General features: G+C 48.5%; 15 protein-coding genes and 1 pseudogene. 2 read left to right on the top strand and 14 right to left on the bottom strand.

The annotated features are described in order from the left end of the window. Positions 1-18: 18 nt before the first annotated feature. On the bottom strand, positions 19-1,314 hold the full coding sequence (locus AN963_RS12640; RefSeq protein WP_055744943.1) for an MFS transporter: 1,296 nt from the start codon (positions 1,312-1,314) through the stop codon (positions 19-21). Positions 1,315-1,615: 301 nt separating this feature from the next. On the opposite strand from AN963_RS12640, the gene AN963_RS12645 reads away from it, so the two are divergent. After that, a complete protein-coding gene (locus AN963_RS12645; protein WP_055746277.1) occupies positions 1,616-2,800 on the top strand; it encodes a saccharopine dehydrogenase family protein in 1,185 nt (394 codons plus the stop codon). A 51-nt stretch (positions 2,801-2,851) separates the two neighbouring features. Here AN963_RS12645 and AN963_RS12650 read toward each other — a convergent pair whose 3' ends face one another. Genes AN963_RS12650 through AN963_RS12665 form a run of 4 tightly spaced genes read right to left on the bottom strand, consistent with a single transcriptional unit; the run spans position 2,852 to position 5,352 of the window. Next, complete coding sequence (locus tag AN963_RS12650; protein ID WP_055744944.1) at positions 2,852-3,631, bottom strand: 2-keto-4-pentenoate hydratase; 780 nt, start codon at positions 3,629-3,631, stop codon at positions 2,852-2,854. A gap of 42 nt (positions 3,632-3,673) precedes the next feature. After that, on the bottom strand, positions 3,674-3,859 hold the full coding sequence (locus AN963_RS12655; protein ID WP_055744945.1) for a 2-hydroxymuconate tautomerase: 186 nt from the start codon (positions 3,857-3,859) through the stop codon (positions 3,674-3,676). 30 nt (positions 3,860-3,889) lie between these two features. Beyond that, on the bottom strand, positions 3,890-4,672 hold the full coding sequence (locus tag AN963_RS12660; protein ID WP_055744946.1) for a dioxygenase family protein: 783 nt from the start codon (positions 4,670-4,672) through the stop codon (positions 3,890-3,892). A gap of 35 nt (positions 4,673-4,707) precedes the next feature. Further along, complete coding sequence (locus AN963_RS12665) at positions 4,708-5,352, bottom strand: alpha/beta hydrolase (RefSeq protein ID WP_055744947.1); 645 nt, start codon at positions 5,350-5,352, stop codon at positions 4,708-4,710. Between the two features lie 219 nt (positions 5,353-5,571). On the opposite strand from AN963_RS12665, the gene AN963_RS12670 reads away from it, so the two are divergent. After that, complete coding sequence (locus AN963_RS12670; RefSeq protein ID WP_055746278.1) at positions 5,572-6,111, top strand: helix-turn-helix domain-containing protein; 540 nt, start codon at positions 5,572-5,574, stop codon at positions 6,109-6,111. A gap of 42 nt (positions 6,112-6,153) precedes the next feature. Here AN963_RS12670 and AN963_RS32550 read toward each other — a convergent pair. The 9 genes and pseudogenes from AN963_RS32550 to AN963_RS12710 all read right to left on the bottom strand — a co-directional run. After that, positions 6,154-6,270: pseudogene (locus tag AN963_RS32550) on the bottom strand (MgtC/SapB family protein); the annotation flags it as partial. A 172-nt stretch (positions 6,271-6,442) separates the two neighbouring features. Continuing rightward, the gene (locus tag AN963_RS12675) at positions 6,443-8,131 is read right to left on the bottom strand and encodes a DUF4127 family protein (protein ID WP_055744948.1); all 1,689 of its coding nucleotides are present in this window, start codon (positions 8,129-8,131) and stop codon (positions 6,443-6,445) included. Between the two features lie 40 nt (positions 8,132-8,171). Continuing rightward, positions 8,172-9,512 (bottom strand): FAD-dependent oxidoreductase, encoded by a 1,341-nt coding sequence (locus AN963_RS12680; RefSeq protein ID WP_055744949.1) that lies wholly within the window; start codon positions 9,510-9,512, stop codon positions 8,172-8,174. A gap of 16 nt (positions 9,513-9,528) precedes the next feature. Then, positions 9,529-10,374, bottom strand: a complete 846-nt coding sequence (locus AN963_RS12685) for a carbohydrate ABC transporter permease (RefSeq protein ID WP_055744950.1) — start codon at positions 10,372-10,374, stop codon at positions 9,529-9,531. Beyond that, positions 10,364-11,302, bottom strand: a complete 939-nt coding sequence (locus AN963_RS12690) for a carbohydrate ABC transporter permease (protein WP_055744951.1) — start codon at positions 11,300-11,302, stop codon at positions 10,364-10,366. Before AN963_RS12690 ends, AN963_RS12685 begins: the two co-directional genes overlap by 11 nt. Positions 11,303-11,367: 65 nt before the next feature. Further along, positions 11,368-12,054, bottom strand: a complete 687-nt coding sequence (locus AN963_RS12695) for a hypothetical protein (protein WP_055744952.1) — start codon at positions 12,052-12,054, stop codon at positions 11,368-11,370. A 59-nt stretch (positions 12,055-12,113) separates the two neighbouring features. Next, positions 12,114-13,409 carry an ABC transporter substrate-binding protein gene (locus AN963_RS12700; protein ID WP_055744953.1) on the bottom strand — a complete coding sequence of 432 codons (1,296 nt, stop codon included), beginning with the start codon at positions 13,407-13,409 and terminating at the stop codon, positions 12,114-12,116. 99 nt (positions 13,410-13,508) lie between these two features. Then, positions 13,509-14,264 (bottom strand): response regulator transcription factor, encoded by a 756-nt coding sequence (locus AN963_RS12705; RefSeq protein ID WP_055744954.1) that lies wholly within the window; start codon positions 14,262-14,264, stop codon positions 13,509-13,511. Continuing rightward, positions 14,236-16,104, bottom strand: coding sequence for a cache domain-containing sensor histidine kinase (locus AN963_RS12710; protein ID WP_055744955.1), 1,869 nt, complete (start codon positions 16,102-16,104; stop codon positions 14,236-14,238). Before AN963_RS12710 ends, AN963_RS12705 begins: the two co-directional genes overlap by 29 nt. Positions 16,105-16,170 lie beyond the last annotated feature (66 nt).

Raw genomic sequence — 16,170 nt, forward strand, 5'->3', positions numbered from 1 at the left:
CTTTTAGCGATAGAGACATTATACGCGGTCGTTTGTTGAATAGACAGGCGGAATTGAATTTGGGACAAACAAGGCGGATATCAGTGAAATAGCGCCGATTACGATGAGGAAGATGCCTACCGGAACCCAAGAGCCATGAAAGGAGTGGATGAGCGCAGTCGCGATCAATGGTGCCATGCCTCCCGCTAAAGCTGCGCCTACCTGATAACCAACCGAAATCCCCGTGTATCTCACCCGAGCACCAAACATGTCGGAAACAAGCGTCCCCATGACCGCAGTGATCACACCCCACAGCCCCATCCCCAAGACAGTGGCCAATGTCAACGTATAGACGGACTGGTAAGAGAGCAAGTGAAAATACGGAAAGGCAAAGAGAATCATGCCTGACGTTCCCACGATGAAGATACGCTTCCGACCGATCCTGTCCGCGAGCATCCCAATAAAAGGAATGACGAAAGCGGAAAACAACGTTCCCAGAGTGACCGCATTCAGCACCGATACTTTATCCATGTGAAGCTGTCCCGTCGCGTAGGAAATGACGAACGTTGCGAAAATATAGAAGGGGGCTGATTCGACCAGCTTTACCCCAATCGTCAGCAGTACTTCCTTTCGATAGTGACGTAAGGTCTCTCCGAGCGGAAATTTGGAAACGCTGCCGCTGTCCTTGATCTGCTGAAAGTCTGGAGTTTCTTCCAGACCGCGCCGAATCCATAAACCAACGAAAACCAGCACCACACTCAATAAAAATGGTACTCGCCAGCCCCAAGACAAAAACTGCTGTTCCGGGAGCAGCCCCATGATCGATATAGTCACCGTTCCGAGGAGCATCCCGACAGCTGATCCCATCATCGGGATGCTACCGCCGAAGCCTCTCTTATTTTTGGGTGAATATTCCACCGCCAAAAGTAATGCCCCTCCCCATTCTCCGCCGATCCCAATTCCTTGTATCAGCCGAAGTAAAACCAATAAACAGGGAGCCCAGATCCCGATCCTTTCATAATCAGGCAAACATCCGATCAACACGGTAGATAAGCCCATCAGCGCAAGCGTCACTACCAACGTTTTTTTCCGGCCAAGCTTGTCACCGATATGGCTAAAAATAATGCCGCCGAGCGGTCTGAATAAGTACGGGATGCCAAATGAAGCGTAAGCAAGGAGCAATCCCGCAAAAGAATCGAGCGTAGGGAAAAAGAGTTTGTTGAAGACAAGAGATGCCATTGTTCCAAACAGTAAATAATCGTAATACTCAATGGAACTTCCAATCAGACTCGCTATCAATGCTCTCTTCGTTTGTGCAGCCCGCTTTTGCTTCATAATCACTCCTCCTCTGCCGTTCGACAGTTTTATTTAGTAACGGTCATGTAAATTGAATTTTCTAAATTTTACACCTACTCTCGTTTCTATGTCCATAGTTTTGTTGTATTTATTTGGAATTCGTTTTAATAAACGAACTATTAAGTTGCCTTTACTTGTTAACACCACAAAATAAACTAAAATAAACGAAAATACACATATTTTACGCAACAAATAACACACAAAACACGATTGCTGTGTTATACTCAAAACCAAGCATCTGAATGTTCAGAAAATATGACTTTTTGGAGGGTGAATGGTCGTGAAAGTACTTTGCTTGGGTGGTGCCGGGAGAATTTGCCGGGAATCGATTCTGGATCTGGTACAGTATTCCAGTTTTGAGAAGATCACGGTCGCTGATTTTAATGAAACGGAAGGGCGTGCTATCGTTGAATCCTTGAACGATCCGCGCGTCGACTTTGTCCAGATCAACGTTCGCGACCACGAAGACACCGTCAACAAGATGAAAGGGTACGACATCGTCATGGATGGTACGACAATCACATTGAATGGCCTATCTACCGCATGCATCGCGGAAGCAGGCTGCCACGGAATCAATCTGAATGGCTTTGGAGCAGAAGATGCTTACCATGACTTATTTCAAAAGCATAACAAGACGTGTGTACCGGGATTTGGCATGACGCCTGGTGTCACTCAGATGATGGCGATGTATGCCGCAGGTCAGATGGATACAGTCGAGTCGGTTCGAGTCAGCCATGGCGCTTTTCGTCCGATTGCTTTTTCACGCTCGATCACCGAAACCACCACCTATGAGTATGATCCTCTTTTGCCTGGCCGAGTCGTATACGAAAACGGCGAATTCTTACAAGTCCCTCCTTTTGCCCGACCGCGTGAAATCGTTTTGCCTGAGCCTTATGGCAAGACCGTCCAATACATCATTCCCCACGCCGAGACGAAAACGTTGGCGGCTGCCCTCGCCGACAAAAACGTCCAGCTCATCGAGGTCCGCGGTACATGGCCCGCAAAAAATATGCAACTGGTCCGGGCCCTCTACGATTGGGGCTTCATGCGCAATGATGCGATTTCCGTTAATGGCAAAGAAATTGGCATCCTCGATTGCATCAGTGAATATTTGTTCCACTCCACAGAAGGCCAGGAAACGGAACTGTATGGCTATTCCTTGCACGTAGAGGTAATCGGTGTAAAAGACGGACGTCGCGTGCAGCACGTACTCTACCATACACATCCTGCTTCTGATGGAACGGTGGAAGGATGGGAAAAGCTGCGCGCCTATACCCGCAATGTCGGAATCCCTATGGCGATTGCGACTGAATTGATCGCGAAAGGCCATGTGAAAAAGACGGGCGTACTTATCCCTGAAGATGCGTTTGAGCCAGCGGAAATATTCGCTGAGCTGGAGAAGCGGGGAATTTTCATGCATGAGGAGATTACGCAGCTCGATGAGTCGGTGCAGGTGGTTAGGTAGCCCTTCGAAACCCAAAAAGGTACCCCATTTCAATGGAGTACCTTTTTTTACTTATCGAACCTGAAAGGAAACACTGCCCATTCCATCATAATTTGCCGTTACCGAATCCCCTTTGTTTACCATGATGGCCTCTGTAATCCCACCGGATAAGATGATCGAGCCTTTGGCTATTTTCCCTTTTCCATTGTGAGAAAGCATATTCGCCAGCACGGCAACCGAATTTGCCGGGTTTCCTAAAACTGCGGCGCTAACTCCATCTGCTCGTAATTCGCCATTTGTAAACATCGTTACACCAATCTCATCTAGCTCACATTCATTTGGTCGAAATCGTCTCTTTCCAAAAACGACTCTTGCCGCAGAGGTGTTATCCGCGATTACGTCTGGAAGCTTGAATACAAAATCAGTATAACGGCTATCGATAATTTCTAAAGCAGGTAAAACCCATTCCGTTTTTGACAGTACTTCTTCCATTGTCATATTTGGACCTTCCACATCCTCTGCAAGAATAAAGGCAATTTCAGCCTCTACTTTCGGATGTATGAAATCCTCTATCAAGAGTTCACCTTCATCAGGAACATTCATGTAGTCAAAAATATAACCGTAGATTGGCTCATTGATATTCATTTGCTTCATTTTTGCTTGACTCGTAATGCCCATTTTGTACGCGAGGATTTTATGCCCTTGATTCTTTTTCAATTGAACGAGTTCATTTTGTACCTGATATGCCATTGCGATATCGAATTCAGGATTTTTTTCGGTTATACAAGAAACAGCTTTGTGGTTTTCTTCCGCCTTGAGTAAACGTATAGCCAGTTCTCTGCAGTCAAGCATGTAAAATGCCTCCGATCTCCACGATGACACAGTCACCGTTTCTTACATTTCGCTTTTTAAACGATCGCCTACCGCAAAATGATTTTTGGGTACCTCGTTTACAATCACACGAATGCTAGACAAAGGGGCCCCCAGTGATTCGTGAACTGTACGCGCAACATTACGTATGCATTGTTCTATGGTTTCTTGTTCTCTACCTTCCAGCATCATAATTTGTATGATTGGCATGTTTGTTCCTCCTCCCTTGAAGTCATGCACTCATCCGAACTGCCAAACGCTGTGGCTCAGGTTTCCATATCGGTAACTGCGGTGTAGCAGTTTCGCTGTTTGCTCATTATCAGCTGCACCCATCGCGTAGAAAAGGGGAACAAAGTGCTCATTTCCATATGGCGGCACGGCAAGGTTTGCGTTTGGTGCTACAGAATCGTAGGTAAAGAGTGATTCTAGGTCCCAATTACGTAAACCGCTTTCCAGCCACTCATCAAAGCTAAGTGCCCATGGATCGATCTCCCCATCCTCTGCTCCCCAATTTAAAGCCCTAAGATTATGAACTGTTCCTCCGCTGCCAATAATCAAAACATCTTTTTCTCTTAATCCAGATAAAGACCTACCGATTTGATATTGCTCCTTGGGTGTGAGTTTCGGGTTTACAGACATGGAAATGACCGGAATGTCTACATGAGGATAAAGCAACCTGAGGACGACCCACGCCCCATGATCCAAGCCCCGTTCCGTTTCAACATCAAACGGGATTCCCTGTTTCGTGAACAGGTCTTCGATTTCCTTGGTGATTGTTTGGTTGCCTCGAGCTGGATATTCAATCCGGTACAATGCTTCTGGAAAACCTCCAAAATCATAAATGGTCTTATACTCATCGACATCACTGACTCGTTGTACGGATGATTCCCAATGAGCGGAGAACAAGACAATCGCTTTTGGTTTTGGCAATGTACGACCTAATGTATTTAGAAACTGCGTGTATTCATTATCCTCAATCGCTAGTAAAGGCGCTCCGTGAGCGACGAAAAATGACGGTAACATGTTCTCTTCCTCCCTGGTGTTATTTACGACCCCCGTTACTTCTTCAAATCATCGAGAAGCCACTTCGTAAAATCCTGTTGGTTTTTTATCGAAACCGAATGCCCTTCCTCATAAGTCTGGAAGGTGACATCGGCACCCAAGCTTCCGTAGAGATCATTGCTTTCTAAGCCCCACTCGTAGGGAAGAATGTTGTCAAATTGACCATGTGAAAGAAAGACAGAAAGTTGATCGACAGGTTGTTTCCTGTATTCTTCCTTGACGAATCCTGGGATGTATCCACTGAGTGCAACAATCCCTTTTACGCGATTCCCCAATGTCAAACCAAGAGTCTTTGCGAGAATCGCGCCTTGGCTAAAGCCAAGCAAGTACAAGCGACTGCGATCGATCGGGTATTGATCGGCAGCATAGTCAATAAAGCTTGTCAGGTTGTGTACGGCTTGATCAAAGACTTCTCTATGCGGTTTCCCATATCCCTGGATGGTGAAAAATGCATATCCTGGTGGCTGTGGAAGATGTCCCCGAATACTGAAAATGTAGAATTTCTCTTCCAGTCCATCTACGAGTGACAACATGTTCTGTTCATTACTCCCTATGCCATGCATCAAAAATAAAGCTGGATAGGTTTGATTCGGGTCGGCTTGTTTTGGTCGACGAAGTTCATAAAGCATTGGTGAATTCATAGTTCGCATCCTTTCTCACTTTTGTATCTTTATAAGAATATAATATTCATATTAAAAAACTTTTTGGATAAAAAAAAACATCGCCCGATGATTCTTCTTTTTTTGATAAGGCTATTGATTCGTTATGTATAAGATAACAATAGATGATATAGAACGTCAACGATCATTTTGCTAATATAGAAATATGTTTTTTATTAGGAAACATTAGAGGTGGTTAAACTGGATATTGGGTCAAAAATTCGTGCGATACGTAAAAGAAAAAAAATAACCATTGCACAGATGTGTGAAGCAACAGGACTTTCAAAGGGTTTCATCAGTAATGTGGAAAACAATAATACCTCCCCATCCTTTCAAACGCTTCAAACAATCGCCAGCTTTTTAGGGGTTCCTTTGCCTTACTTATTGTTAGAAAAGCAGCAGCATATGCGTGTTGTCAGAAAAGATACGAGGAGGTACAGTTCCTTTCATCAATTGAAGATCGAGCATTTAACTTCCAAGAGTGGACTCAGAATGATGATTGTAGAATTCCCTCCAGGGGCTTCCATGGGAGAACCACATTCCCATGAGGGAGAAGAGTGCCATTTTGTGATGGAAGGAAGACTTCTCGCCGAACAAGGAGAGGACTCCGTTACGCTAGAGGAAGGTGACTCGTTCAGTTGGAATGCGAGCGTGCCACATTATGTAAAAAATATTGGGGATGAAAAAGCGGTTGTATTGATTGCTATTTACTCGGATGCTGAACTGCATGATTTGCTGTAGAGAAAAAACACTAAACAAAAGACTTATCCATTTGCTCCTGGTTCGGTGACTGAGCCGAGCCAACAAATAGGAAACGACCACGGAGAAGATCACAATTCCGTAGAAGCCCGCGCCAATTCCGATCCCGATCCCCCCGGCGAGGAAGATCATCGCGGCCGATAAATAATCCCAGTATGGCACTAACAATGATACGAAAGTACATCTCCAGATTCTTGACGACATGTACTTCACACATTTCATTCAAAATTTCCAAAGGTCTTACCCCGGTAAGCAGAAAACAAAACAGGTACCCCGTCTGAGACGGAGTACCTGTTTTTGCTGGTAGCTTTCGTTATTCCCGTTCAATCGTCATTTCCGGACCGATGAATACTTCAAACAATCGCTCCCAGGGCAGCACGATCTCTACGTCATCGAGGCTTGCGATTTTGCCAGTGAACGTATGGCTGCCTCGTTTGCCAATGTCGATGGATTGATTCGCGAAGTAGTTTTCATACCAGTCATCCACTGCTGGAGACAGCTCTTCTACGACAAAATCATTGACTTCTTCAAAGTCATCACCCAGTCCCCATTCGTTGCCACCCAGTTTTTTGACCAATGCCCGAGCGTCAGCCATGACTTCGTTGCGGTAGTTGTGATCGTTGGCAAAAGAAGAGAGCAAAAGATTCACATGAGCCTCTGCTGCTTCGACTGTTAGGGGGATACCGAACTGGTTGCCCTTTTGTAGAAAAGCCATGCGTTGAAGGCCTTGTCCCAAAGCACTGCCCATGTTGTTCCCTGCTGTCCCCCACCCGGTATAGGAAAGCAAAGCAGGCAGCTTCACTTCATCCTGCAGGCGTTCGATCAGATCAGCATCTGCCTTGTTCGTGATCGTCACGTCTGTCACGGCTACGCGTTTGCCATCTTCCAAATGTTCGTTGATCGCGGCGACAAAGTCATCCAGCGCTTCTCTTCTGTCTGCTTTGCTCTCACCAGGCTCCGAGGGAGTATTGACCATCAAGACAAGGTCAGCGTCGGCCGCATCACGCACCGGTTTTCCCCCCGCCGCGACGATATGCTTGTCCACACTCTCGTCAAACGTCGTATCTTCAAACGGCGCAGTCCAATCGCTTCCGTCCATGCCAGAGTACTCGACCGCTACTTTGGGATGAATGCCCAATTGTTCAAGAGAAAGTCGGCTGACGAGAACGGTACCAACTTCATCTGCTCCAGGGAAAATGGCGGTTCGATCCTCGACGTGGAGGTCCTCCGCTTTTTCGACCAACGCTTCTCGTTCAGCACGATGCAGTCCATGAGGAGCGGCATCATCTTGAGCGAGTACGAGGTAATCGATCGTTCCATCCTTCACCCAGTCGATTAACAAGGAATTGATTTTATGGTTGCGTTCGCGAGCATCCAGATAATCTTGCAGAACAGCTTCCGGGATGAGCTCCTCCAGCTCCTCCAGACGATCCTCTTTTTCCGTCATTCCGAGATTGTGCACCTCATCATACAGGATCGCCCACTCCCTGATCTGATCGTAATATTTCAACGTCTCAGGATCAGTAGCCGTAACAGCCAAGCGCTGGATCGTATCAAACACGTAGATCGGCTTTTTCGGTTCCTTTGCTTTCAATCGCTTGATGGCTTTGATGTTGGACAGTGCATCTTCATACGATTGGTCGGCGGTACGGGAAGCCACGAGCCCTCCGTACGCCAGCATACTGACAGAAATGACGGAACCGTCCACTTCATCTGCCTCGTCGAGCAGCCAGTCGCCGATCTCCTCTCCATCTCCCGGAGTCGTGAAGTGCCCGAGCATGTCTTCATCCGGCATGATTGTTTCTACTCCCCCGGCTCGCGAGGTCATCATGGGAAAATACGTATTGACCGGACGATCATCCAGAGGAACCAGGGCGATACGGGCAATCGGCTTGGGTGACGATTGCTTGGCTTGCACCATACTCATTTGACCAAAAGGCAGCATTCCTGTCAGCAGCGTGGCCATCGCGACAGTGGAAATCACAACTCTCAACTTTTTCATCGTTTCGACTCCTTTCCAAATGAACGAAATGATTGACGATTTACAGGACTGCCTGAGCCTGCCGCAATGCTTCTTGTAGCTTGGATACGTCGATCTTTCGCGGGATCGTTCCCTCTAGATGAGCAATGGCGGCGGCTGTTCCCGCTGCCTGCCCCGTAGCCATACAGCTCGGAGTGAGCCTCGTCGTCGCCAGCGCTTCGTGCGTCGTCGAAATACAACGCCCTGCGGCAAGCAGATTTTCGATTGTCTGGGGCAGCAAGCAACGATACGGAATGTCGTACGCGCCGTCCCCCTCGATCTCTGCCGCGATAACTCCTTTGCCGGAAGGATCGTGGATGTCGACAGGATAACCACTGCGCGCAATCACATCGGAGAATTTGCGTCCCTGCACAACATCCTCGATGGTGAGGCTGTACTCTCCCGAAATCCTGCGCGTTTCACGAATGCCAATCTGCGTCCCGACTGCTGAAATGGAGGCTCGGGAAAATCCCGGGACCATCTTTTTCAAAAAATCAGACATCATCAGCACCTGACGTCTTCCTACCTCCTCCGCCTCCGTGAGATCCTCTACATCCGTTCCATCCAGCCCTTGCACCCTCGTGCAGTTGATGAGCACTTCATCCTTTTCCGGACCGCTGAAAAAGAGGACCTGATCGCGGTTGATTGGGACACCTGAGGATTTCCATTGCGTGTAAAAGCCTTGGACACCCGTCAGAGGCAGCTCGCGCAATTGATCGAATGGGGTCTTGTGGTAGAAATCTTCCGGATGCTCCAGCATGTACGCTTTGACCTGATCCAGATCAACTCCGCGCATCCGAAACTTCATCGTCATCGGCTGCGTCCGCCCGTCACTTTCCCTGCCCTGACTCGTCGGCGCGCCAGCTAAGTAGGCCACATCGGCATCACCGGACGCATCGACAAAGACGTTTCCGCGAATTTCATACTTGCCTGACTTGGTCGTAATCTGTATCGCGGTGATCCGTTCTCCCTCTACAGCCACCTGATCGACGAAACTGTGCACGAGCAGCTTGACCCCTGCTTCCTTCAGCATTTCCACAGCCAGAAGCTTATAGATTTCTGGATGGTACGGTGTGACCGTATGAACGAATCCCACAGTATCCCGCAAATGCCCCGGAGAACCGCCCCGCTCCTGCAAGCGCTCGACGATCTCCTGCGCGATGCCTTTGATCACTTGCTCCCCTTTTTCCGTATGAAACGTCATCCAAGGGTACACCAGTGCCGCCGTAGACATTCCGCCGAGAAATCCATACCGTTCGATGAGAATCGTTTTGGCTCCCATTCTTCCACTAGCTAGTGCTGCATTGATTCCCGCTGGCCCTCCCCCAACGACGACGACATCTGCTTCCAGTACGCGATCCATCTGCATCCACCTCCATTTAATCCTTCATCCCTGTCATCGATACGCCTTCGATGAATTGCTTTTGAGCAAAGAAGAACACAATTAACAGCGGCAGCGTCGCCATTACGGATGCACTCATCAAGTGATGCCATGCCGTTCCTGCTTCATCCGTAAACAAGGAAAGGGCTAGCGGCAACGTCATCAGCTCTCTGTCATTTAAGAAAATCAACGGATCATAAAAGTCGTTCCAGCTGGTCAAAAACGTGAAGATCGTCAATGTGGCAATCGCTGGTTTGGCTAGCGGCAGCATGATACTCCAGTAGATCCGCCAACGTGAGCAGCCATCGATCATCGCAGCTTCCTCCAGCTCTTTGGGAATCCCGAGGAAAAACTGCCGCATGACAAAGACTCCAAAGATGCCACCCGCTCCGAAAATCGGGAGCACAATTAGCGGCACATGCGTGTTAATGAAGCCGAGAAAGCGCATGAACAAAAACATTGGAATGGAAGTCACTTCATTGGGAATCATCATCGTCGACAGCAGGAGCAAAAAGACGAGATTGCGCCCCTTGAAAGGAATCCTCGCAAATGCATAACCGGCAATGGAAGCAAACAGGACTGTGCCGATTGTCACGAGAATCGCGATGTACAGGCTGTTCCAATAAAACAAATGAAACGGCGTATTGGACAAGACCTCCGTGTAATTTTCCAGCCGAAGCGGCGATGGAATCAGCTCAGGAGGAAAGACAAAGATTTTGGACGGCTCTTTGAGGGATGTCGAAAGCATCCACAGGAACGGGACGAGCATCACGACGGATACGACCGTCAGCACGAAGTAATTCATCCCGATGCCGATGATTTTTCCTGGACTCTTATTCTTCATGGAACACCCACCTCTTTCGATACTGCCACTGGAGCAGCGTAAAGACGAAAATGATAAAGAACAGCACAAAAGCGAGGGCCGACGCATAGCCAAACTCAAAATTTTTAAAGGCCTTTTCCCAAATGTAGTAGACCAGCACCTTGGTGCTATCGCCTGGTCCTCCCTGTGTCATCACATAGATTTGTCCAAACACTTTTAGTGACCCGATAATGGTCAACAGCGTCGTCAAAAAGATGGTGGGCGAAATCATCGGGACCGTAATCTGAAAGAACTGACGGGCCCTCCCCGCTCCATCGATGCGCGCTGCCTCATACAAGTGCACGGGTACCTGCTGCAGGGCCGCGATAAACAAAACCATATTCAACCCGACGTTTTTCAGGACGCTGGTCACGATAACGACGGGCATCGCCAGCTGTGGATTGTACAGCCAGGCAGGACCGGTGATCCCGAACAGCTGCAGAATCTGGTTGATGAATCCCGTGTCGGTAGCAAACAAATACTTCCACACAATCGCCCAGACGATCAGCGAAGTCATGACAGGCACGAAGATAGCGGTGCGGAAAATTCCGATCCCCGGCAGCTTGCGGGCCAACAGCAGCGCGAGCCCCAATGCAAGGACAATGTTCATTGGAACGAGGCCAGCCGCAAACGTAAAGGTATTGCCGACGACTGTCCAAAACTCCTCATCCTGAAAAATGGCTTTGTAGTTATCTAACCCGACAAAGGTAGGCTCCCCAAGCAATGGCCAATCCGTCAAGCTCATGTAAAAGGCAAGCAGGAGCGGCCCGAGCAGTAACACCAGAAATCCTAAGGCCATCGGACTGACGAACAGCCAACCAGTCACATTGGCTTCTCTATGAAACGGATTGCTCCTCGTTTTCGTTTTTCTCTGTTCAGGAGAGAGGGGGGCGTTCATGTTGCTCTCCATTCGATTCCCTCCTTCTTAGTGGTCGAAGCGACCTCGAAATTCTTCTTGCGAGACCGCATAGGTGCTTATTTGTCAATCGCATTGCGGAGTGCAGCGACCGACCTTTTTATCTCCTCCGTCGTCGTCCCCAGAGCCATCGCCCCTGCCAATAAGACCCGTACTCCCGTATCCCGCAAGGCTGAAATATCTGCTGGCACGACCTTTCGTTGCGTAGGAACCATGACTGGAATGCCTGCCTTTTCAGCCAAATACCGGTATTTCAACAGATCGGCGAATACCAGTGGCGTTCCGTATTCGGCTCCCGGAACGACCGAGGCTTCCAGCGCCGCCATAGGAAAATGCTTCACGACCTCAAGCAACGACAAATCAAATTGATCGTCAATGGCAAAGGTGCTTGCCACTCCCTCGATACGCATCTGAGCTGCTGGCAAATGATGTCCGTAGATGGAGATGAAATCGATCCCTACCGAAGACAGCTGCGAGAGCTCTGCAGGGTCTAGATCTTGTGGAGAGCCTGCGGGAACGATGCCAAACGGCCCGTCAAACTGACTGCGAATGGAGGAGAACAGTTCGCGATAGTGTGACAGAGGCCCAAAGCTGTTTCCACTTGCTCGGTGGTGGACATTCATGTGCACCTTGAGTCCGTCTGCGCCTTCTTCGAGCACGATTCTCGCCAGTTCCTCCTCATTTTTTGGCAGACTCACCAGAAGGAGAAACGGTTTTTCCGTTAGCGCTTGCTGAAAACGATTCATCGTGTCCCGAGACCTCCCATTAAGTCACAACGGCCTGTTTCCAGACCGTCGTGGCTCCCCTATTTTTTCAAAATCGGATTGATCTTCTCTTCCAGAGACTTCATGATGTCCTGTGGCTGTGCGGTTTGCCCGAACAGCTGGTCAAAGCCTGCGAGAATAGTGTTATCGATTTTTTGCCATTCCACATGTCCTGGCTGGAAGTGTGCTTTCGGCATCTCATCAATCACCGCTTGTTTGATGTGAGCTGGATCTGGATTGTCCGGCTGCTTCAGGAACAGGTCGGAATTGAGTACAGACGTACGTGGAGGGACGAAGTAAGCGGAAGTCGCTTGTACTCCTTCTTCACTGGCGATGAATTTGAGGAACTCTTTGGTTTCCTGCAAATGCTTGGTTCCTTTAAAAATGGAGTAGCCTGCCTGACCAAGCATCGGTGCAGAACCTTGAGAGCCCGATGGCATCGGAGCGATATCCCATTTAAAGTCCTTAATCGCGCGCGCCTTGGAGACGTAGCTGTACACATCGAAGAACATCCCGATTTTGCCTGATTCAAAGCTCACTTGCTCCCCTGCTTTTGGATGCGAGCCATCGGTAAACATCATGCGCTGCAGCATGCTGAGTGTCTCAGTGCCGTACTGGTCATTCCACGTAAATTGATTCATTTCTTTATTAAACGGACCGCTACCATTCGACCACGCGTAAGAGGAAAGGATAATCCATGTTTTCCAGTCGCGGAAGAAGTTTGCCCCGTAAATCTTGCTCGCTCCCGTTCCACTCGTAATGTCCTTCGCCGTCTTTTCAAACTCTTCCCACGTCCACTTGCCTTCTTTGGCCAGATCATTGGGCGACTTCAATCCTGCCTTTTCGATCAAATCCTTGTTATAAAACATCACGCTTGGGGGTGTTGAAAAAGGAATTCCGTATAATTTCTCTTCTTTCTTGAAAAGCTCCAACGTGGAAGGGATGAAGTCGTCCATTTTGAAGTTGGCATCCTGTTTGATATCCGAGACGTCTTCCAAAATCCCATTTGCCATAAACTGTGGCACCATGCGCTCTGAGACCCATCCGATATCAGGCAATTCCTGTCCTGCCGCAAGTACCGTCACCTTTTGCTGATAATCAGGAAACGGCACAGACTCGAGCTTTACCTTAATATTCGGATGCGACTGAGTAAATTTATCGATCAGCTTTTTGTACAGATCGAGGTGAGCTTGATTGCCCCATGTCAAAAAGGAAAGCTCGACGGGCTCGTTGGTGCTTGCTGCCGGATCGCCGGAAGCTGCAGGCTTACTGCTACAGCCCACAAAAGTAAACGCTGTCAAAAGGATAGACAATACCAAAAAGATTGCCTTTTTCATAGTGGACCCCCTTTTCTCACTGGAATCATTTCCTAGTTCAAGTATAAATTTGATGGAATATTGAGATAAATCATCTAGTTTACAGATTTGGTATGGGATTTAAAGGTCTTCATCTCCCCATGCACTATCACGATAACCTCCAGGGGTCATTCCCACTTCTTTTTTAAACACGATCATGAAATGCTTGGGACTCTGATATCCCACCAGACGAGAGATGTCATAAATCTTGAGGCTCGTCTCACGCAAAAGCTGCTTGGCCCTTTTCATCCGCACCCTAGTGACGTAATCGGAGACATTTTCACCCGTCTCGGTCTTGAACAGCTGGCTGAGGTAGATTGGGTTGAGGTGCACGAAATCTGCAAGCGTCTGCAATCGCAGGTCGCCATCCGTATGATCTTGGATGTATGACTTTACTTTGCGTATGATTTGCCGCTCTTCTTTTTGGTTTTCCTGATTTTCTTCTCCGGTTATTTGCTTTTTGCGCTCCAGTGACTGTCTGATTTTTTCCAGCGTACTCACGAGTTCGATGCGATCAATCGGTTTGAGCAGGTAGTCCGACACTTTGTACTTCAGTGCCTTCTGTGCGTATTGAAAATCTCCGTACCCACTGATGATGACAATCGGCAGCTCTTCATACATTTCGCGGATCTTGCTGATCATCGCAAGACCATCTACCTCTCTCATTCGAATATCCGTGACGATCAGGTCAGGCATTTCCGTTCGCAAGTAGTGCAGCGCTTCTTTCCCATCCTCTGCCTCTGCGACGACGGCAAATCCGGTGGTCACTTTTTCGATTAAGGTCTTCAAGCCTTCCCGAATGATCCTCTCATCTTCCACTAGCAAGACTTTGTACATGTCGCATCGCCCTCTTTTCATTCTCTAATGGGATTCTCAAAGAAAAAATCGATCCTTGCTCAGCATGACTATCCATCAAAAGGTTGTACCCTTCACCGTACAAAAGGGTAGTGCGCTGATTAATATTGCGTAGGGCCGTTCCAGTTCCTTGGCTGTTCGAATACTCATTCTGATGAAAAGGAATGCTGACGATAGAACGTAGCCGGGTCAGCGCTGGCTGAGTCATTCCCTTCCCGTCATCTTTCACGCTGATTAGCACGTCTTGGTCATCGCGTGCGACCGTCAGCCAAATCGTCCCTCCGTTTTCCTGACGCTCGATGCCGTGATAGATGGCGTTTTCGATTAGTGGCTGCAAGAGCAGCTTGGGAATCGGAGTATCTAGTATTGCTTCGTCCACATCCATCTCCACTAGTAAGCGATCACCCAGGCGGGTCTGCTGAATTCGCACATACGAAGCCAGAGATTCTAGCTCTTGTGCAAGCGTCACAAAGCCATCGTCGCGCTCCACCGTGTAGCGCATCAGTTTGCCCAAGGAAGACACCATGTCCGATACGTCGAAATTTCCAGCGCGTATCGCCATCATGTTGATCGCTTCCAAGGTGTTGTAGATGAAATGCGGATGGATCTGGCTCTGCAGGGCAGCCAGCTCCGCCTCTCTCTCCCGCAGACTGATGACGTACACTTCATTGACGAGTCGATTGATCTCTTCGACCATGTGGTTAAATTGCTCGCTCAGCTTGCCGATCTCATCCTCGGAAGCCACAGGCACGCGTTCGTGAAAGTGCCCGTGCTCGACCTGCAGCATTTTTTCTTTGAGCTGTACGAGCGGTTTGCTGAGTGAGTAGGCAAAATAGCTGGCTAAGCCTCCTGCCACTACCAGAAAAATCGCCGCAATCAAAATCGTGAAGCTACGCAGGGCATTCGAATCCTTTAACAGACTGTCTACCGGAATGATACTGATGACCTTGAGTCCCGTGCTCGCAGATTCATTGTCGATCAGCAAGTAGCGCTGTCCCTGCAGCCACATCGTTTTTTCCGCACGGGGAGATTTGAGCCTATCTGTTTCCTGTAGTAGCGTACGATAGCCAGGTGTCTCCTCGTTCTCCCTTTTTTCAAAGAACAGCTCATTTTGTTGATTCACGATGATCAGACTGCCCTCTTTAGTAAATGGCATGTTGGTCAAGATCTGGTCAATCATCTCCATCTTCATGTCGATCTTTATGATCCCGAGCGGCACGTTTGTGTTGGGCTCTCTCAACAGGCGAGCCACCGAGAAGTACTGCTCCTCAGACGAATCCACATAATAGCCCGGCCGATGCGAAGGGATGATGACAGATGCACCGTTACCTTCTATCACCCGACGGTACCACGCTTCCTCGCTCCAATGGACTTGTGATTTTATCGTGGACGGATCTAGGTTGGAGAAAATCATCCCGTTTTGGGACATGATCTGGATGCCTCTTACTTCCGGTCGGCTGTATGACAGGCTGGAAATGTACAACGTCATTTTTTGGCGTTTCTCCGTGGAGAGATAGGGAGGAGCCTGCGTGTTACTGCGCAGCTCTCTCAGTATAGAAAGGACGCTATTATCGTAGAGAGGCATGAGGGAGAGACGCTTCATCTCTTCCATATTCCGATCCAGATTTCGGTTTATCTGATAGACGATCTGCGCCGTGTACTCGGAGGTCCTCTCCTCGGTGGAGGTAGAAAATTTACTATACGTGATCATGCCTTGCAGGCTCAACGGGATCGCGATGAGGCAGAGAAACAGCGTGAGCATCTTCATGCGCAGCGTTCCTCGAAACAGGTTCAGCGGATGCTTTTTCCGTCGGTCATTCATGGTAGACACTCCTCATTAGGTTCTGATAATTGCGACTACTTCTTCTAACCGTTTCCCAATTCCTTT

Origin of the sequence: Brevibacillus choshinensis (assembly GCF_001420695.1) — a bacterium.
Lineage (GTDB): Bacteria > Bacillota > Bacilli > Brevibacillales > Brevibacillaceae > Brevibacillus > Brevibacillus choshinensis.